Raw genomic sequence first — 18,159 nt, forward strand, 5'->3', positions numbered from 1 at the left:
GTGGAGATCTTCGAGCGGATCCGCTACGCCCGTGACCAGGCCCTCGAGGCCGAGCGCACGGAGCGCCGCCGCCTCGCCGACGCCGACACCGCCGAGCTCCAGCAGGCGGCCTCGGTCCGGCTGGCCACGCGCCAGGCGGTCCGCGAGGCGCTCGACGACGTGCTCGACGAGGCCTCCGACCCGGAGGCCGACCTGAGCGGCGGCGCCGCAGGCGCCCAGTCGTAGCAGCAGGCGCACGAACGACTCAGCCCCTGACCACCACGGTGGTCAGGGGCTGAGCCTTCTCTGCCGAACGCCCGCCTAGGCGCTGACGATGGAGAGGTGGCGCTCGGGGAGCTCCTCGAGCTCCTCCGCCTCGAAGCCGTCGTCGTAGCCCGCGGGCTCGTACGCGTCGTCGTCGAAGGCGAGGCCGCCCTCGTAGGGGACCGGGGTGTCGACGTCGACGAGCTCCATGGCCGCGACGACGTAGCGGGTGAGGGCGACCTCGACGATCTCCGGCTCACCGCCCATCGGGGCGGACACGGCCGTGGCGCCGGCCTCGAGGGCCGCCTCGGACTCGGCGGTCCACAGCAGGCCGGGGGAGAGGTACCAGCTGCCGACCGCGACGTGGCGGCGGCCCTGGGCCCGGAGCGTGCGGACCGCCTCGGCGGTGCTCGGGCCCGAGCCCGTCCCGTACGCGGTCACGCAGGGCAGCCGGTGGTGGGTCGCCCACTGCCGGGCGCGCCGGGCGATGATCGCGTTGCTGCGGACGTCGACGCTGCCGGCGGCCGCGAACACCAGGCCGTCGAGCTCGGCGACGTGCCGGGCGCGCAGGGCGTCGCGCAGGCGCCGGTCGACCACGGAGAGCAGCTGGGCCTCCGGGCCGATCGGGCGGGAGGCGCCGATGCGCACGCCGTCGTACGCCGCGTTCAGCTCGGTGACGAGGGTCGGGACCTCCTCCTGCGCCCCGAAGGCGTCGGACAGGAGCAGCGGGACGAAGACGATCTCCTCGACCCCCTTGGCCGCGAGGCGGGCGACGACGTCGTGCGCCGAGGGCCCGTTCACGTCGAGGTAGGCCGCGTGGACGTCGAGGGCCGGGCGCAGCGCGCGCAGGCCCTTGGCGATCTGGCGGCTGATCTCGGGGGTGCGGGGGTCGTGGCTGCCCGGTCCGAGGAGGACGACGGTGGGTGCGGTCATGTGGTCACCGGTTCTGGTGTCTGGTCGTTCAGGTCGACGTCGAGGGTGCGCAGGCTCGTGGGTCCGGCCATGCCGGCCGCGAGGGTCCAGCCGTCCGCCTCGTCGACGAGGATGAACGAGCCGGTGCCGCGGTGCTCCTTGTAGGGGTCCACGGGCAGGGGCGACGCCAGCGACAGGCGGACGCGTCCGATGTCGTTGAGCGTCAGGGCGTCGGTGCTGCGCCAGGTCGGCACCGAGCGCGTGTCGAAGTCGAGGTCGAGGACCCCGTCGAGCTGCTTGACGATCGCCTTGGTCAGCGACGTGCCGTGCTGCACGAGCACCCGGCTGCCGACCGCGAGCGTGCGGTCGGTGAGCCAGCAGACCGTGCCCACGAGGTCGCGGGTCGGCGCGGGCGGCGCGTCCACGGAGGCGAAGATCGCCCCGCGCGAGACGTCCAGGTCGCGGTCGAGCCGCAGGACGACGGACTGGCCGGCCACGGCGACGTCCAGCGGACCGTCGGGGGTGTCGACCGCCTCGATCCGGGCGTGCCCGCCGGTCGGCAGCACGACGACCTCCTCGCCCACCGCGATGCGGCCGGAGGCGACCTTTCCGGCGTAGCCGCGGTAGTCGCCGTCCACCTCGGGCGCGTGCGCCGCCCAGGGCGCCTGCCCGGCGGACTGCGGCCGCACGACGCTCTGCACCGGGAACCGGAAGTCCTCGCCGACGTCGAGCGACGTGTCGTCCACGCTCTCGAGGTAGCCGAGGACGGTCGGGCCCTCGTACCAGGGCATCTTCGGCGAGCGGATCACGACGTTGTCGCCGTCCAGGGCCGACACCGGGATGGCGTGGCTGTCCCGGACGCCCAGCCCGCGGGCGAGCAGGGCGAAGTCGGTCGCGATGCGCTCGAAGACCTCCTGCGAGTAGTCCACGAGGTCGATCTTGTTCACCGCGAGCACGACGTGCGGCACGCGCAGCAGGGCGGCGACGGCGAGGTGCCGGCGCGTCTGCTCCATGACGCCCTTGCGGGCGTCGACGAGCAGCACGATGACGTGCGCGGTGGAGGCGCCGGTCACGGTGTTGCGGGTGTACTGCACGTGCCCGGGGCAGTCGGCCAGCACGAACTTGCGCCCGGTGGTCGCGAAGTAGCGGTAGGCCACGTCGATCGTGATGCCCTGCTCACGCTCGGCCCGGAGGCCGTCGGTGAGCAGCGCGAGGTCGGCGCGGTCGAGGCCCTTGCGGCGGCTGGCCGTCTCGATCGAGTCGAGCGTGTCGGTCAGCACCGAGTTGGTGTCGAAGAGCAGCCGGCCGACGAGGGTCGACTTGCCGTCGTCCACGGAACCGGCCGTGGCGAGCCGCAGGAGCGTGCGGCGCCCCTGCAGGGAGGCCTCGCGCTCCGCCTGGAGAGTGGGGCTCATCAGAAATAACCTTCCCGCTTGCGGTCTTCCATGGCCGCCTCGCTCAGCCGGTCGTCGGCGCGCGTCGCGCCACGCTCGGTGAGCGAGCTCAGGCCGACCTCGGTGATCACGTCGGCGACCGTCGTGGCGGTCGACAGCACGGCCGCGGTGCACGACATGTCGCCCACCGTCCGGTAGCGGACGGAGCGGACGGTCGTGTCCTCGCCGTCGGCGACGGGGGTCACCGGGGTGATCGCGACCCACATGTTGTCGCGCAGCGCGACCTCGCGCTCGTGGGCGTAGTAGATCGACGGCAGCGCGATCTTCTCGGCCTCGATGTAGTCCCAGACGTCGATCTCGGTCCAGTTCGACAGCGGGAAGACGCGGACGTGCTCGCCGGGCAGGTGCCGGCCGTTGTAGAGCGACCAGAGCTCGGGCCGCTGGTTGCGCGGGTCCCACTGGCCGAACTCGTCGCGCATGCTGAAGATGCGCTCCTTGGCCCGGGCGCGCTCCTCGTCGCGACGGCCGCCGCCGAAGACGGCGTCGTGCTTGCCCGCCGTGATCGCGTCGAGCAGCGGGACGGTCTGCAGCGGGTTCCGCTGCCCGTCCGGGCGCTCGCGCAGCCGGCCGTCGTCGATGTAGTCCTGCACCGACGCGACCTTGAGCCGGGCGCCGTAGAAGGCGGTGGCCTCGTCGCGGTAGGTGAGGACCTCGGGGAAGTTGTGCCCCGTGTCGACGTGCAGGAGCTCGAACGGCACCGGGGCCGGCCAGAAGGCCTTCGCCGCCAGGTGCAGCATGACGACCGAGTCCTTGCCGCCGGAGAACAGCATCACCGGGCGGGCGAAGGTCGCGGCCACCTCCCGGAAGATGTGGATGGACTCCGACTCGAGCGCCTGCAGCTCGCTGAGCGGGCGCAGGGCGCGGGCGGTGGTGGGGGTGGTCACGAGGTGGTCCTCTCCACGGGACGGTCGAGGATCGCCGACAGCAGCGCGAGCGCCATCGCGGCGGAGGTGTCGAGGTCGATCGCGGCGGTGTCGAGCTCGAGCTCTGCGGTGGCCGGCTGCTCGTACGGGTCGTCGACGCCGGTCATGCCGGTGATCTCGCCGCGCCGGGCCCGTGCGTAGAGACCCTTGACGTCCCGCTGCTCGGCGACCTCGAGGGAGGTCGAGACGTAGACCTCGGCGAACGGCACGCCGTGGGTCTCGTGGTCGGCGCGCACGGCCTGGCGGGCCTCGGCGTACGGGGCGATGACGGGGACGAGCACGACGGTGCCGTGCGACGCCAGCAGCCGGGCGACCCAGCCGATCCGACAGACGTTCACGTCGCGGTCGGCGCGGGTGAAGCCCAGCCCCGCCGAGAGGTGCGGCCGGACCTCGTCGCCGTCGAGGACCTCGACGTCGACGCCGTCACCGCGCAGCCGGTCGGCCAGCGCGTGCGCCACGGTCGACTTGCCGGCCGACGGCAGCCCCGTGAACCACAGCGTCGCCCCGACGTCGCGCCGGGCGAGCTGCTGCACGAGGGCGCGGTCGAGCTCGACGGCGTCTGCGCGCGCGCTCACAGGTGGATCCCGCACTCGGTCTTGCCCAGCCCGGCCCAGCGCCCGGCGCGGGCGTCGGGGCCGGTGGCGCGGACGGTGCAGGGCTCGCAGCCGATGGACGGGTAGCCGTCCTCGAGCAGCGGGTTGACCATCAGCGAGTTCTCCTCGATGTAGGCCTCGACGTCCTCGTCGGTCCACGACGCGATGGGGGACACCTTCACGAGCCGGCGCTTGGGGTCCCAGGCGACGACGGGGGTGTTCGCGCGGGCGGCCGAGTCGGCGCGGCGCACGCCCGAGGCCCACGCCGTGTAAGGCTGGAGGGCTTTCCCGAGCGGGGCGACCTTGCGCATGCCGCAGCACTGGTCGGGCGCGGTGCGGAAGAGGTCCTTGCCGTACGCGGCGTCCTGCTCCGCGACGGTCAGCTCGGGCAGGACGTTGATCAGGTTCACGTCGTGCACGAGCTTGACGGCCTCACGGGTGCCGATCGTCTCGACGAAGTGGTAGCCCGTGTCCAGGAACACCACGTCGATGCCGGGGGCGACGCGTTCGGCGAGGCTGATCATGACGGTGTCGGCGAGCGACGAGGTCACGACGAGGCCGCTGCCGAACTCCGCGTGGGCCCAGCCCATGATCTCGAGCGCCGTGGCGCCCTCGAGCTCGTGGCTGGCCTGCGCGGCCAGCTCGGACAGGTCGAGCATCGTGCTCATCTCACGCCTTCCCGCGTACGGCTCGGGGCCACGAGACCCCGGAACACGACCGAGAACGCGCGCAGGCACGAACGGCATTCCCAGCCGCCGCCCTCGAGGGGGAACAGGTTCTCCTCCGAGCAGTACGGGCAGTAGCCGATCGACTGGCGCTCGGCGCGGGGTGCGTGCCCCGTGGGGGAGGTGTCGTCGGTCGCGTCGCTCATACGAGGACGCTCTCGTCGGCCCTCGCGACCCACTGCGCGAAGCGCTCGCCCTCGGTGCGCTCGGCGGTGAAGGACTTGGCCAGGCGCTCGACGTAGTCGGGCAGGTCCTCGGCCGTGACCTTGTGGCCGCGGAGCTTGCGGCCGAAGCCGGCGTCCAGCCCGAGGCCGCCGCCCAGGTGGACCTGGAAGCCCTCGACCTGGTCGCCGCCCGGGCCGGTGACGAGCTGCCCCTTGAGGCCGATGTCGGCGGTCTGGATCCGGGCGCAGGAGTTCGGGCAGCCGTTGATGTGGACGGTGATGGGGGAGTCCATCGCGCCGAGCCGGCTCTCGAGCTCGTCGACGACCCGGGCGGCCTGCGCCTTGGTCTCGACGATCGCCAGCTTGCAGAACTCGATGCCGGTGCACGCCATCACCGAGCGGCGCCAGGCGTCGGGACGCGCGGACAGGTCCAGCGCCTCGGCGCCGGCGACCAGCGAGTCGACCTGGTCGGGGGCGACGTCGAGCACGAGGATCTTCTGCATCGGCGTGGTGCGCAGCCGGTGCGAGCCGTGCGCCTCCGCGAGGTCGGCGAGCGCGACGAGGGTCTCGCCGCTCACCCGGCCAGCCTTGGCCGCGAGCCCGACGAACTTGCGCCCGTCCTTCTGGTCGTTGACGCCGACGTGGTCGCCGGGGCGCTCCGGGGTCGCCGGGGCGGGGCCGTCGACGAGGCTGCGGTGCAGGTACTCCTTCTCGAGCACCTCGCGGAAGTGCGCGGGGCCCCAGTCGGCGACGAGGAACTTGATGCGGGCCCGCGTACGCAGGCGGCGGTAGCCGTAGTCGCGGAACACGCCGCAGACGCCGGCCCAGACGTCGGCGACCTCGTCGAGCGGCACCCAGGCGCCGAGGCGCTGGGCGAGCATCGGGTTCGTGGACAGGCCGCCGCCGACCCACAGGTCGAAGCCGGGGCCGTGCTCGGGGTGCTCGACGCCGACGAAGGCGATGTCGTTGATCTCCGGCACCACGTCCTGCAGCGGGTGCCCGGTGATCGCGGTCTTGAACTTGCGCGGCAGGTTCGCGTACTGCGGGTCCCCGATGAAGCGGTCGCGGATCTCGCGGATCGCGGGCGTCGGGTCGATGATCTCGTCGATCGCGATGCCGGCGACGGGCGAGCCGAGGACGACGCGCGGGCAGTCGCCGCAGGCCTCGGTCGTGTCGAGCCCGACCGACTCGAGCCGACGCCAGATCTCCGGCACGTCCTCGATGCGGATCCAGTGCAGCTGCACGTTCTGCCGGTCGGTGATGTCGGCGGTGCCGCGGGCGAAGTCGACCGAGATCTGGCCGATGACGCGCAGCTGCTCGCTGGTGAGCGCACCGCCGTCGATGCGGACCCGGAGCATGAAGTACTCGTCGTCGAGCTCGTGCGGCTCGAGCGTCGCGGTCTTGCCGCCGTCGATGCCCGGCTTGCGCTGCGTGTAGAGGCCGTACCAGCGGAAGCGGCCGCGCAGGTCACCCGGGTCGATCGAGGCGAAGCCGCCGTGGGCGTAGATGTTCTCGATCCGCGCCCGGACGTTCAGCGGGTTGTCGTCCTTCTTGGACTGCTCGTTGGGGTTGAGCGGCTCGCGGTAGCCGAGGGCCCACTGGCCCTCGCCGCGGGGCTTGCGCGTACGGGCCGGACGCGGTGCGGCGGGCGTGCTGGCGGGCAGGGCGTTCATGGGTTCCTTCGCGGGGCAGCCCGGGGCGCGCGGTGCGGTCGTCGGGGGCGGGTCGGGGGGTCGTTCCGGGCGTCAGCGCCCGGGCATCCAGCCCAGACACATCATCGACGCGGTCCGGGCGAGGTCGACCACGCGTCGCGTGGTCAGCTCCCGGGGTCGCGCGGCGGGGTCGGCGCAGCGAGCCGCCGAGATCTCCCGGCAGCGGCTGACCCCTCCAGCGGCGCGCACCCTCACACAATCCGTCGGCGCGAGCCGCTGATCAAATCGAAATCTCATTAAATGAGACCCGTGTCCACATCGTGGTCCTCCTCGGCCGGGTCGATGCCGGTGAGACCGGGCCAGAGGACGTCGGCGGCCGCGTTGAAGGCCGCGCCGACGAGCACGGCGAGCGACATGACGTACAGCCAGATGAGGACGGCGATGGGCGCGGCGAGGGGGCCGTAGATGGTGGACGAGCCCGTCGAGGCGCTCAGCGCGTAGCGCAGCAGCACGCTGCCGATGACCCAGATCAGCAGGGCCAGCGCCGCGCCCGGCAGCCCGCTGCGCAGCCGGCTCTTGAGCGGCAGGGAGCGGTCGTAGACGCCGGCCAGGAACACGCCGGCCCCCAGCAGCACCACCGGCCAGTAGAGGCTGCCGACGAAGTCGAGGCGCTCCGGCAGGACGCGGTTCACGAAGCCGGGCCCCGCCAGCACCAGGGGCACGAGGACGACCCCGATGACCACGAGGACCAGGTAGAAGACGAACGAGAGCAGCCGGGTCTGCACGAACCCGCGCCGCCCGGCCAGCCCGTACATGATCGTGATCGTGTCGACGAACACGTTGACCGCGCGCGAGCCCGACCACAGCGCGACCAGGAAGCCGACCGAGACCACGGCCGCGCTGCCCTGGGCCAGCACGTTCTCCAGCGTCGGGGCGAGGATCGTGTTGACGATGTCCTCGGTCAGCACCCGGCGGGCGAGGGCGAGGACCTGCGCCTGCACGTTGGCGACGGTCACGACGTCGAAGGCGCCGGCCACGAAGCCGATGGCGCCCGCCAGCCCGAAGATCAGCGGCGGCAGGGACAGCACGGTGAAGAACGCGGCCTCGGCGGCCAGCCCGGTGACCCGGTACCGCAGGCAGGCGAGCAGCGTCTCCTTCGCCGCGCGGGCGCCGCGCGTCCCGCCGAACCGCCGCGCGGCGGCACCCGACGCGGTCACCAGCCGGGAGCGTCGTACGCGGGTACGGAGCGGGACCGCCCGGGCCGGGGACCTGCGGCTCTCGCTCACCGGGTCAGGCTAGTGCGGCGGGGTCTCCGGGCCGCCCGGCTGCGGCCCGCGCCGCGGGTGATTCCCGCGACCGCGGACCGCCGGCGACCGCTGCGTCAGAAGCCGCTGCCCGCGTAGTCCTCCCCGGCCGGCTCCGGCCGGTGGGCGCCGTCGGGGTCGTTCGTGGAGCCCTCGGCGTAGTCCTGCTCGACCACGGCGCCCTGACCGGGCTCGGGGTCGGCCGGCTGCGGCGGGTCGGGCACCTCGGCCAGCTCCGCGTCGTCCATGGCGCGGGGGTCCTGCTCGGGTTCGCTCATCTGTCCTCCTCGGGGAATCTGCTCCGAGTCTTACCCGATAGTGGGCGGCCACCCGGTCGGGGCTGGGCCCCGCGTACGCGGCGTCGTGCACCCCCGCACCACGACTTCCATAGCCAGGCGTAGCGTCCGTCGTCGTCGAGAGACGTCAGGCACGGGTGCCGCGGTCCAGGGGCAGCAGAGGTCGGCGTCGGAAGGAGCACCCGTGTCCACGACCACGACCTCCACCGGACGGGTGCCGCTCACCCCCGACCAGCGCAGCTCGTTCCTCGCCGCCTTCCTGGGCTGGACGATGGACGCCTTCGACTACTTCATCGTCGTGCTCGTCTACGCCGACATCGCGAAGGAGTTCGGCGTCTCGCTGCCGCGGATGGCGTTCATCACCACGGTCACGCTGCTGATGCGCCCCGTCGGCGCGCTCATCTTCGGGCTGTGGGCCGACCGGGTGGGACGCCGCATCCCGCTCATCGTCGACGTCTGCTTCTACAGCGCGGTCGGGTTCGCGTGCGCCTTCGCCCCGAACTTCACGGTGCTGATCGTGCTGCGCCTGCTCTACGGGATCGGGATGGGCGGCGAGTGGGGCCTCGGCGCCGCGCTGGCGATGGAGAAGATCCCCACGGCGCGCCGCGGCTTCTTCTCCGGGGTGCTGCAGCAGGGCTACTCGACCGGCTACCTGCTCGCCGCGGCGGTCTACCTGGTCCTGCACCAGGCGTTCGGGCTCGGCTGGCGCTACCTGTTCGCCTTCTCGATCCTGCCCGCGCTGATCAGCCTGATCATCCGCAGCCGGGTCAAGGAGTCGGAGGTCTGGGAGGCCACCCGCGACCGCAAGGTCTCGAGCAGCGTCTCGGCGGCGTCGGTGTTCAAGAACCCGACCGTCATCCGTCGCTTCGTCTTCCTCATCGTCCTGATGACCGCGTTCAACTGGATGAGCCACGGGACCCAGGACGTCTACCCGACGTTCCTCAAGGCGACGGAGGACGGCGGCGCGGGCTTCTCCGCCGACACGGCGCTGGTCATCGCGATCCTCTACAACGTCGGGGCGATCGTCGGCGGGCTGGTGTTCGGCGGGCTCTCGGAACGCCTCGGCCGCCGCCGGATCATCGTCTTCTGCGCCGTCCTCGGCCTGCCGGTCGTGCCGATCTTCGCCTACTCCCACACCGCCGGCATGCTCGTGCTCGGCTCGTTCCTCATGCAGCTCTTCGTGCAGGGCGCCTGGGGCGTCATCCCGGCGCACCTCACCGAGCTGTCGCCGGACGAGGTGCGCGGCTTCTACCCCGGCGTCACCTACCAGCTCGGCAACTGCCTCGCCGCCTTCAACCTGCCGATCCAGGAGGCGGTCGCCTCGACCCACGGCTACCCGTTCGCGCTGGCCGTGACGATCGTCCCCGTGCTGATCGCCGTCGCCGTCCTCACCGCCCTCAGCCCCGAGAACCGCGGCGTCACCTTCGGCTCGAAGGAGAGCTCCGCGCTCGCTGACGCGACCACGCGCTAGAACGCCCCCTGAGCCTGTCGAAGGGCCTCGGGAGGTCGGCTTCTTCATCGCCAACCCGTTCCGGGCCCTTCGACAAGCTCAGGGGGCGTAGTGCGAGCTGCTCGCGGCCGGATGCTCCAGGTCGGCGCTGACGCCCCCTGAGCCTGTCGAAGGGCCTCGAAGAGGTCGGCTCCTGGGGCGCCGACCCGTTCCGGGCCCTTCGACAAGCTCAGGGGGCGTAGTGCGAGCTGCTCGCGGCGGGATGCTCGACGTCGGCGCTGACGCCCCCTGAGCCTGTCGAAGGGCCTCGAAGAGGTTGGCTCCTGAAGCGCCGACCCGTTCCGGGCCCTTCGACAAGCTCAGGGGGCGTAGTGCGAGCTGCTCGCGGCGGGATGCTCCACGTCGGCGCTGACGCCCCTTGAGCCTGTCGAAGGGCCTCGAAGAGGTCGGCTTCTGAAGCGCCGACCCGTTTCGGGCCCTTCGACGAGCTCAGCCGGCGCGTCGCTCGGCGGCCGGCTGCTCGACGTCCGCGCGGTCGCGCCCGGCCTCGACCACCTGAGCCCACAGCTCCTGGGCGGCCGCCCGTACGTCGGCCTCGGGGACGTCGTGGGTGGCGCTGGCGCCGTGGCCGCACCAGCCGTCCAGCACCCGCATGCCGCACACCTGGCAGCCGCCGTGCCAGGACACGAGGACGCGGTGCCACGTGCGCGTGAGCGGGGCGACGTCGGCGAGGTTCGCGTACGTGAAGACGCCGACGGTCGGGGTGCCGACCGCGCCGGCGAGGTGCCGGGGGCCGGAGTCGTTGCCGATCATCAGGGCGGCGCGGGCCAGCGTGCCCACCAGCCCGCCGAGGCTCAGCCCGCCCACCACGGTCTCGACGTCACCGCCGAAACCCTCGGCCACCTGCGCGACGCGGTCGGTGTCCGCGGGGCCGCCGACGACGACGACCCGGGCACCGTCGTCCGCGAGGGTCCGGGCCACGCGGCCCAGCCGGTCCTCCGGGTAGCAGCGGCGGGCGTCGGTCGCCCCCGGGTGCACGACGACCAGCGGGCGGTCGTCTGCTGGCACCACCGCCAGCGAGTCGGCGAGGTCGGCGTCGGTGACCGCCACCCGCGGCTCGAGCCGTGTGCTCCACGCGCCGGCCGCGGCGACGACCTCCAGCCAGCGCACGGTGTCGTGCTGGTAGGCGGTGTAGGGGACCCAGCGGTCCAGCCGCGGGGCGCCGGGGGCGACGGCTCCGACGCTCGTGCGGGCGCCGAGCCGGAGTAGCAGCGGGTTGGAGTTCCCGCCGCCGCCGTGCAGCTGGACCGCGAGGTCGTAGCCGTACGCGCGCTGCTCCGCGCACCACGCCTCGAGCTCCTCCGGCGTCGCGTCCGGGACGTCCGACTTCACCCGTACGCCGCTCACGAGGGGCAGCTCGACGACCCGGTCGACCGGGCCCGGTCGGCCGCGCAGCAGGGCCGCGTGGTGGGCCGCCCCGAGCAGGGTGATCTCGGCGTCGGGGTAGGCGTCGCGCAGGGCGCTCAGCGCCGGCTCGGACACGACGTAGTCGCCGATGCCGTTGGCCCGCAGGACCGCGATGCGGCGCACGTCGGGGAGCGGGCCGGCGGCGCGCGCGGGCAGGTCGAGAGCGGGTCCGGTGGAGGCAGGGTGCAGCACGGTTCGATGCTTACCCCGCCGCGCGGCCGGTCACCCCGGGCTCCGGCCGGCACCCGGCGGTCCGGATGGTGCCGACGGCGTACGGACGTGCTCGGGGAGGAACCCGACGCCGATCAACCGGGTCAGCCGCGGTCGGACCAGCGGGAGGACGAGGCCCAGGAGGCGGACGGCCCAGCCGGGAGCCACCCGACGGCCCGCCGCCCCGCGGGCGACCACCCGGTGGCCCGCGCGCTGCAGCCGCTGCATCCTCGCGACCGGGATCTCCCGCCGGCGCTGCACCTCGGCCAGGTGCTGGTCGGGGACCGCGCCGGCGGCGAGGTCGGCCGCGACGGCGTTGGCCAGCGCCACCGCGTCCTGGATCGCGTAGTTGACGCCCACCCCGAACATCGGCGACATCGCGTGCGCAGCGTCACCGATCGCGACGAAGCCGGGCCGCCACCACCGCGGCAGGTGGTCGATCTGCACGGACAGGAGCTTCACCTGGTCCCAGTCCGTCAGCGCCCCGACCACCGGGCCCAGCGCGGGCACGGCCTCGCTCAGCCGGGCCCGGAAGGCGGGCAGCCCGCGGGCCCGGATGTCGTCGGCGTCGCCCTTCGGGATCACCATGCCCGCCTGGTACCGGTCGCCGCGGTCGATGGTCAGGACCATGCCGTGCCGGGAGAGATGCGCGAGGGTCGGTGGCGGGGGTTGCGGGGGCTTGGGCAGGCCGAACCACAGCACGTCGATCGGCACCCCCGTCCCCTCGGGCGTCAGCCCGGCGGCGACCCGCAGCGTGGAGTCGCGGCCGTCGGCGGCGACGACGAGGGTCGCGCGCAGCTCGAGGTCCCCGTCCGGACCGGTGGCCCGTACGCCCACCACCCGGTCGCCGTCGAGGACCAGCCCCGTGGCCGCCGTGCTCCGGCGGAGCTCGAAGCCGGGGAAGCGGCCCGCCTCGCCGGCCAGGAAGTCGAGGAAGTCCCACTGCGGCGCCAGGACGAGGAAGTCGTCCGGCGGCGGGAGCGTACGGAAGTCGACGACGTGCAGCCGGTGCCCGTAGAGGACGGCGTCCAGCGTGGGCAGCCGGTGGACCGGCAGCCGCAGGAACCTCTTCCGCAGCCCGAGCTCGCCGAGCAGCGTGAGGGTCGAGGGGTGGATGGTGTCGCCGCGGAAGTCCCGGAAGAAGTCGGCGTGCTTCTCCAGGACCGTCACCCGCAGCCCGTACCGGGCCAGGACGTGGCCCAGCACCATCCCCGCCGGCCCGCCCCCCGCGATGACGCAGTCGCGCTCGAGCGGGCCGTCCGTCATGCCGTCCCTCCGCCCCGAGCAGGTCCTCCCAGGATCGACCCCGGCCGGTCTGGCGTCCATCCCCGACCTCGGACCCGCCCGCCCGGGCGGCCGGACGGTCGTCAGGACCCGGCCGGGTCCCCGGTCCTGCGACGGCGGAGCAGGACGACCGCGACGGCGACCGCCACGAGCACCAGGGCGACCAGCAGGACGACGGCACCCGTCGGCAGGCCGGCGGGCTCCACCGGAGCCGGGACGGCGGGCGCGACGCTCGGTACGGTCCCGCTGCCCGGGCTGGTCGAGGTGAACGTGAACGTCCCGGTCACCGGGTGCCCGTCCGCGGAGGTCACCCGCCAGGCGACCGTGTAGTCGCCGGCCGGGGCGCCGCCCGTCAGCGCCTGCGTCACGGTGCTGTCGACGAGCCGGGGTGGACCGTCCTGGACCTGGCCCGACGGACCCGTGACGAGGATCTGAGTGCCCATGGCGACGGCCGGCTGGTCGAACGTGAGGACGACCGCGCCCGGCGTCGCGCCCACCCGGGACCCGCCCGCGGGGGTGGTGCCCAGGAGAACGTCGTGCGCGGCCGCCGGGCCGGTGCCCACCACGAGGGTGAGCACCGTCCCGACCAGCACGAGCAGCAGCCGTCCGCCGTGGCGGACGCGTCGCAGCGGTGCCACGTTCACGCCGGTGTACCGGTCCGGCGGCGACGGGCGCCGAGCAGGGCGACGACCAGAGCGGCCAGCCCCAGCACCAGTCCGGCCCCGCCGAGGGCGCGCGCGACGCCGTCCGGGCGGGTCGTCGCGGTCGACGCACCGGCGTCACCCGCCGGCGCCGACGCGGCCGGGGGGGAGGCGGCCGCTCCCGGCGAACCCGAGGTGGCCGCGACCACCAGCTCGGGCGCCGGGTGCTCGGGCTCCTCGCCGCCTGCCGGGGTGGGCTGGTCCCACCGGACGACCTCGCCGTCGGAGTAGGTCTGGGTCGCCGGCAGCAGCACGGTCCCGGCCGCGGGGAGCGGGCCGACCGAGATCGCGAACTCCTGGTACTCGCCCGGCTCGATGCGGGTGCCGCGCTCGGCGGTCCAGGTCACCGTCCGGACGGCCTTGGTGAGCGTGGTGCCCTCGGCCTCGACCGGCTTCGGCAGCGTCGCCTCGGTCGTGGCCGAGCGCCACCCGGGCACCGGCCGGGTCGAGACGTAGAGGAACGGGGTGTCCTGCGGCAGCTGGACGCTGACCTTCACGGTCCCGGCGGTGGCGGACTCGTTGGGCACGCGGAACGTGAGGGCGCTGAACGCCCCCGGCGTGGTCGCGTCCGCGGAGACGCGGACGTGGGCGTCGGCGTACGAGGCCGGGACGAGCAGCAGGGCGCCGAGGCCGACGGCGGCGCCGGCCCGGAGGAGGGAGGGACGAGGGGTGGTGAGGGTCTTCACGGTGGGGTTCCTGTCGGTACGAGGACGCACCGGCGGCGCGACGAGGCGCGGCGCACCGGGTGCGGGGACGGGAGGGCGGCGCCGACCGACGGGGTCGGTGGCGCGAGGCGCGGGAAGGCTGGTTCAGGCAGCCGGCAGGAGCGGTGGACCGCGCGGGGCGGCCGCGGACCGGAGGGCGGCACGGCAGACGGCCGGCACCCGTCCGACCGGCTGACCGTCACCCGAACCGCGAGGTGCTGGGTGGCCCAGGGCCAGCCCGGCGGCGATGACGACGCGCTGGACGGTGCGCCACAGCCAGGCCTCGCCGCGCGCCAGCAGCCAAGCGGTGGCGAGGACGGCGACGACGTGCAACGCGGTCATCACCCACGCCGGTGCGCCCGACGCCATGACCATGTCGCCTGCCGCGCAGGTGGGCACGGTCGAACCGACGGCGGCGTGGGCGGCGTGGGCGGCGTGCGTGCCGTGGGTGGCGTACGTGCTGGGCGGTAACGCTCCGGGGGCGCAGGCCCGGGCCACCCCCGCGAGACGGAACAGCTCGTGCAGCGCCAGCTGCTCGGCGCCGAGCAGCCCGACGAGGAGCGGGAGGCGCAGGCGGCGCGCGGTCAGCAGCGCGGCCAGCAGCCCGAGGAGCACCGACGCGACGAGCAGCACCCCGGGTCCGGGCAGCGAACCGCCGCCGAGGACGTGGGCGCCCGTCGCCAGCATTAGCGAGGTCCCGCCGAGCACGGCGGCCCGGACGACCCGCACGCGGCCGCCCGTCGGGACCGGGGCCGCGCCACGCAGCGTCCGCAGCCCTGGCACCTCGTCAGCATAGGAGCCTGGGCGGCCGTGCACGCGGTCGCGACGGCCGACGGCACGACGGTCGGGATGGCCCGGCTGATCAGCGACGGCGGGTGGTACTTCCACGTCATCGACGTCGCCGTGCTGCCGCCGCACCAGCGCCGGGGGATCGCCGACGCGATGCTGACCCACCTGCTCACGCTCGTGCGCACGACCGCCGCGCCAGGCGCGTACGTGTCGCTGATGGCCGACCAGCCGGGACGCCGGCTGTACGCGCGCCACGGCTTCACCGACAGCGCGCCGCACTCGGTCGGCATGGTGCAGGTCCTCGGCGGCACGCCCGACTGACCGTCAGGTCGACCCGCCCGCCTCTGGCCGGGGCGGGCGCGGGCCTGTTAGCGTCGGCCCCGAGCTGGTCGTGCACCACGCGAGTGGTGCCAGGGAACCCGGTGAGACTCCGGGACTGGCGCGCAGCGGTGAGGGCGATGGGTGTGGCGATGCCACTGGGACGACTCCGCGAGGAGGGGTCCTGGGAAGGCGCCACAGCCGTGTGACCCCGAGTCCGAAGACCTGCCGGCTCGTCAGTCCCACCCGCCGCAGCCTCGCGACCAGGCCGCCCGACGAATCGAGCCGCTCGTGCCGCCGTCCTTCCGCACCCCCTCCGGTGCCGCCCGCCCCCTCGCCGCGCCGTCCGGCCGCTCGACGCGGGCCAAGACCCTGAGCCTCCTGGCGGTCGTCCTCGCGCTGCACGTGGTCGCGTTCGGGCTGCTGCTCGCCTTCGTCGTACCCGCCCAGCTGCACGTCGGGGCCCAGGTCTTCGGCTTCGGGCTCGGGATCACGGCGTACGTCTACGGCCTCCGGCACGCCTTCGACCCCGACCACATCGCCGCGATCGACAACACCACGCGCAAGCTGATCGCGGACGGGCAGCGCCCGGTCTCGGTCGGCTTCTGGTTCGCGATGGGTCACTCGACGATCGTGGCGATCATGGCCGTGGCGGTCGCGGTGGGCGCCAAGTTCGTGACCTCGCTGCTCAGCGACGGCTCGGAGGCCCGCGAGACGTTCGGCCTGATCGGGACCCTGACCTCCGGCGGGTTCCTCTACCTCATCGGCATCCTCAACCTCGTCGCCCTGATCGGCATCGCCCGGGTGTTCCTCGCGGCCCGCCGCGACGCCATCGACGAGGCGCACCTCGACCAGCTCCTCGCGAACCGCGGCCTGCTCGCCCGCATCCTGCGGCCGCTGACGCGCGCCATCACGCGGCCGTGGCAGATGTTCCCGATCGGCTTCCTCTTCGGCCTGGGCTTCGACACGGCGACCGAGATCTCGCTGCTCGTGCTGGCCGGTGCCGGCGCCGCGTCGGGGCTGCCCTGGTACGCCGTGGTCGTCCTGCCCCTGCTCTTCGCCAGCGGGATGAGCCTGCTCGACTTCCTCGACGGCGTCTTCATGAACACCGCGTACGCGTGGGCGTTCGCCAACCCGGTGCGAAAGGTCTACTACAACCTCGCCATCACCGGGCTCTCCGTCGCCGTCGCCCTGCTGATCGGCACGATCGAGATCGTGGGGATCCTGCACGACAAGGCCGGCTGGACCGACCCGGTCTCCTCGGCGATCGCCTCGATCAGCCTCGAGAACGTCGGGTTCATCGTGGTCGGCCTGTTCGTCGTCTTCTGGGCCGCCGCGATCGGCTACTGGAAGATCGGCCGCGTCGAGCAGCGCTGGACGCACTGAGACCGACGCTTGGCCGCTGAAGACTTCAGTCGAGGTAGCCGTAGCTCGGCAGGAGGTAGGTCTTCCCCGAGTTCGGGCCGGCCAGGTCCTCGGGCCGGTTGCCCACGTTGACGACGACGGTGAGGCCCTGCGCGACCCAGGCGGCGCGGCAGGCGGTCTTGGACGCCTCGACGGTCACCTTCGGGTCGCGGAAGCACAGGTGGTCGGGCGCGACCGTGTAGCCGGCCGTCCGCAGCTCGGCCAGCGTCTCGCCCGCGTCGGGCGACCGGTTGCCGGCGACCAGGACCTGGTAGCCGTCCTGCTCGGCCCGTCGGGCCAGCTCGAGGACGGCCGGGACGGGGCGACCGAGCGGGGCGCCGAACATCAGCGCCGTGTTCTCGAGGTCGAGCACGATCGCCCGTCCGGGCACCGACGCGCGGCTGTCGAGGTAGTCCGCCGCGCCGTCGAGCGCGCGGGCGGCGTCGGCCAGCCACTGCTCGTCGGTCGCGACGGCGAGGACGTCGGGGATCCTGGCCGTCCGGGAGGCGCCGGCCCCGTCGCGCACCGTCAGCGTGACCTCGTACGGACCGGGCCGGGCGTAGGTGTGGGCCACGCGGGGGACCGAGGCGGTCGTGCCGTCGCCGAAGGTCCAGGCCCAGCTCGCGATCGGGCCCTCGGCGTCCCGGGACTGGCGCCCGTCGAAGTAGACCGTCAGGCCGGGCGGTGACGCCGTGGTGAAGATCGCCTGCGGCGGCTCGTCGGGGATGACGGTCGCCCGGAGGTCGTCGACGTCGGTGACCACCGGCGTGGCCGTGGCCGAGCCGCTGAGGTAGCTGCGCACGCCGACGCTGCCGGCACCCTGCAGGGCGGAGGTCGCGTCGTCCGCCACCACCTGCCAGGTGGAGGGCTCACCGACGCCGGCGCGCCACGCCCGGGCCCGCAGGACCGTGGGGTTCGTCCCGGCGGCCCGCAGGCGGACGCGGACCTTCGACCCGGCCGTGGCGGTCACCCGGGTCAGGAGCACGGTCTCGATGGCGGTCTCACCGCGGTGCACGGACAGCCGCACCTCGCCGGAGCGGGTCAGCACCAGCCGCGCGTTGTAGTCGGTGCCGTTCCGGCGGCGGACGACCAGGCTCTCGTAGACGCCGCTGCCGGTGGGCGTCGTGGTGGTGGAGAAGGTCGCCACCGCGTCGACGTCGCCCAGGGAGACCGCGTCGAGGTAGGCCGACCGGGTGAGGCCCCGGCCCACCTCGAGGTGCGCGGCCCCGCCGGACACGGAGAAGTCCGAGGGCGCCCGCGCCACCGTCCACGCTCCTCCCGAGTCCGCGGTCCCGAGACCGGACGCGACCGTACGGTCGAAGCCGTCGGCGGCCACCCCGCTCACCGCTTCCGCCCGACCGACGCCGACCGGGACGCTCGAGCAGCACAGCAGCAGCACCACCAGAGCCCGGAGCGCCGGCCCCCGCCCCCGTCGCCGCCAGACCGCGGCCTTCTCGTCGGGGGCCTGGTCCAGCAGGCCCGGACCCGTCCGACTCGCTCTCGTCCCGGCCATGGCGGCCTCCCTGATCTCGGTGAGGACCGCGACCCGCGTCCGTACCGATCCAC

General features: G+C 73.9%; 19 protein-coding genes and 1 riboswitch. Of the genes, 4 read left to right on the forward strand and 15 right to left on the reverse strand.

The genetic code is table 11. The features are described 5' to 3' along the window. Window positions 1-225, forward strand: a complete 225-nt coding sequence (locus tag ABD665_RS00840; protein ID WP_204912675.1) for a hypothetical protein — start codon at window positions 1-3, stop codon at window positions 223-225. Window positions 226-300: 75 nt separating this feature from the next. Here ABD665_RS00840 and ABD665_RS00845 read toward each other — a convergent pair whose 3' ends face one another. From ABD665_RS00845 to ABD665_RS00885, 9 genes are all read right to left on the reverse strand, one after another. After that, window positions 301-1,176: a CbiX/SirB N-terminal domain-containing protein gene (locus ABD665_RS00845; protein ID WP_204912674.1), complete on the reverse strand. Its 876-nt coding sequence runs from the start codon at window positions 1,174-1,176 to the stop codon at window positions 301-303. Beyond that, window positions 1,173-2,570, reverse strand: coding sequence for a GTP-binding protein (locus ABD665_RS00850; protein ID WP_204912673.1), 1,398 nt, complete (start codon window positions 2,568-2,570; stop codon window positions 1,173-1,175). The genes ABD665_RS00845 and ABD665_RS00850 overlap by 4 nt, the downstream gene beginning before the upstream one ends. Next, the gene (gene cysD, locus ABD665_RS00855; protein ID WP_204912672.1) at window positions 2,570-3,493 is read right to left on the reverse strand and encodes a sulfate adenylyltransferase subunit CysD; all 924 of its coding nucleotides are present in this window, start codon (window positions 3,491-3,493) and stop codon (window positions 2,570-2,572) included. Before cysD ends, ABD665_RS00850 begins: the two co-directional genes overlap by 1 nt. After that, window positions 3,490-4,107 carry an adenylyl-sulfate kinase gene (cysC, locus tag ABD665_RS00860; protein WP_344740729.1) on the reverse strand — a complete coding sequence of 206 codons (618 nt, stop codon included), beginning with the start codon at window positions 4,105-4,107 and terminating at the stop codon, window positions 3,490-3,492. Before cysC ends, cysD begins: the two co-directional genes overlap by 4 nt. Then, window positions 4,104-4,793 carry a phosphoadenylyl-sulfate reductase gene (locus ABD665_RS00865; protein ID WP_204912671.1) on the reverse strand — a complete coding sequence of 230 codons (690 nt, stop codon included), beginning with the start codon at window positions 4,791-4,793 and terminating at the stop codon, window positions 4,104-4,106. Before ABD665_RS00865 ends, cysC begins: the two co-directional genes overlap by 4 nt. Further along, a complete protein-coding gene (locus tag ABD665_RS00870) occupies window positions 4,790-4,996 on the reverse strand; it encodes a hypothetical protein (protein WP_204912670.1) in 207 nt (68 codons plus the stop codon). The genes ABD665_RS00865 and ABD665_RS00870 overlap by 4 nt, the downstream gene beginning before the upstream one ends. Beyond that, the gene (locus ABD665_RS00875; protein WP_204912669.1) at window positions 4,993-6,687 is read right to left on the reverse strand and encodes a nitrite/sulfite reductase; all 1,695 of its coding nucleotides are present in this window, start codon (window positions 6,685-6,687) and stop codon (window positions 4,993-4,995) included. The genes ABD665_RS00870 and ABD665_RS00875 overlap by 4 nt, the downstream gene beginning before the upstream one ends. 275 nt (window positions 6,688-6,962) lie before the next feature. Then, the gene (locus ABD665_RS00880; protein ID WP_344740733.1) at window positions 6,963-7,952 is read right to left on the reverse strand and encodes a YihY/virulence factor BrkB family protein; all 990 of its coding nucleotides are present in this window, start codon (window positions 7,950-7,952) and stop codon (window positions 6,963-6,965) included. Window positions 7,953-8,047: 95 nt separating this feature from the next. Beyond that, complete coding sequence (locus ABD665_RS00885; RefSeq protein ID WP_204912668.1) at window positions 8,048-8,248, reverse strand: hypothetical protein; 201 nt, start codon at window positions 8,246-8,248, stop codon at window positions 8,048-8,050. A gap of 202 nt (window positions 8,249-8,450) precedes the next feature. Here ABD665_RS00885 and ABD665_RS00890 point away from each other — a divergent pair, with 202 nt between their 5' ends. Next, window positions 8,451-9,737, forward strand: coding sequence for an MFS transporter (locus ABD665_RS00890; RefSeq protein WP_204912667.1), 1,287 nt, complete (start codon window positions 8,451-8,453; stop codon window positions 9,735-9,737). 468 nt (window positions 9,738-10,205) lie between these two features. Here the strand turns inward: ABD665_RS00890 and ABD665_RS00895 are convergent, their stop codons facing one another. From ABD665_RS00895 to ABD665_RS00915, 5 genes are all read right to left on the reverse strand, one after another. Beyond that, window positions 10,206-11,375, reverse strand: coding sequence for a glycosyltransferase family 9 protein (locus tag ABD665_RS00895; RefSeq protein WP_204912666.1), 1,170 nt, complete (start codon window positions 11,373-11,375; stop codon window positions 10,206-10,208). A 30-nt stretch (window positions 11,376-11,405) separates the two neighbouring features. Beyond that, window positions 11,406-12,659 (reverse strand): FAD-dependent oxidoreductase, encoded by a 1,254-nt coding sequence (locus ABD665_RS00900; protein ID WP_204912665.1) that lies wholly within the window; start codon window positions 12,657-12,659, stop codon window positions 11,406-11,408. A gap of 101 nt (window positions 12,660-12,760) precedes the next feature. Next, window positions 12,761-13,315, reverse strand: coding sequence for a copper resistance protein CopC (locus ABD665_RS00905; protein WP_204912664.1), 555 nt, complete (start codon window positions 13,313-13,315; stop codon window positions 12,761-12,763). Window positions 13,316-13,317: 2 nt separating this feature from the next. Then, window positions 13,318-14,064, reverse strand: a complete 747-nt coding sequence (locus ABD665_RS00910) for a DUF1775 domain-containing protein (protein ID WP_204912663.1) — start codon at window positions 14,062-14,064, stop codon at window positions 13,318-13,320. A gap of 123 nt (window positions 14,065-14,187) precedes the next feature. After that, complete coding sequence (locus ABD665_RS00915; RefSeq protein ID WP_204912662.1) at window positions 14,188-14,865, reverse strand: hypothetical protein; 678 nt, start codon at window positions 14,863-14,865, stop codon at window positions 14,188-14,190. Window positions 14,866-14,892: 27 nt separating this feature from the next. Between ABD665_RS00915 and ABD665_RS00920 the strand changes: the two genes are divergently transcribed. Next, window positions 14,893-15,192: a GNAT family N-acetyltransferase gene (locus tag ABD665_RS00920; protein WP_204912661.1), complete on the forward strand. Its 300-nt coding sequence runs from the start codon at window positions 14,893-14,895 to the stop codon at window positions 15,190-15,192. 48 nt (window positions 15,193-15,240) lie between these two features. Then, a riboswitch (cobalamin riboswitch) is annotated at window positions 15,241-15,436 on the forward strand. Between the two features lie 44 nt (window positions 15,437-15,480). After that, window positions 15,481-16,575, forward strand: coding sequence for a Nickel transporter NicT (gene nicT / locus ABD665_RS00925; RefSeq protein WP_204912660.1), 1,095 nt, complete (start codon window positions 15,481-15,483; stop codon window positions 16,573-16,575). Between the two features lie 25 nt (window positions 16,576-16,600). Here the strand turns inward: nicT and ABD665_RS00930 are convergent, their stop codons facing one another. Beyond that, window positions 16,601-18,106: a PKD domain-containing protein gene (locus ABD665_RS00930; RefSeq protein ID WP_204912659.1), complete on the reverse strand. Its 1,506-nt coding sequence runs from the start codon at window positions 18,104-18,106 to the stop codon at window positions 16,601-16,603. Between the last annotated feature and the right edge of the window lie 53 nt (window positions 18,107-18,159).

Source organism: Microlunatus spumicola (genome assembly GCF_039536445.1).
Classification (GTDB): Bacteria; Actinomycetota; Actinomycetes; order Propionibacteriales; family Propionibacteriaceae; genus Microlunatus; species Microlunatus spumicola.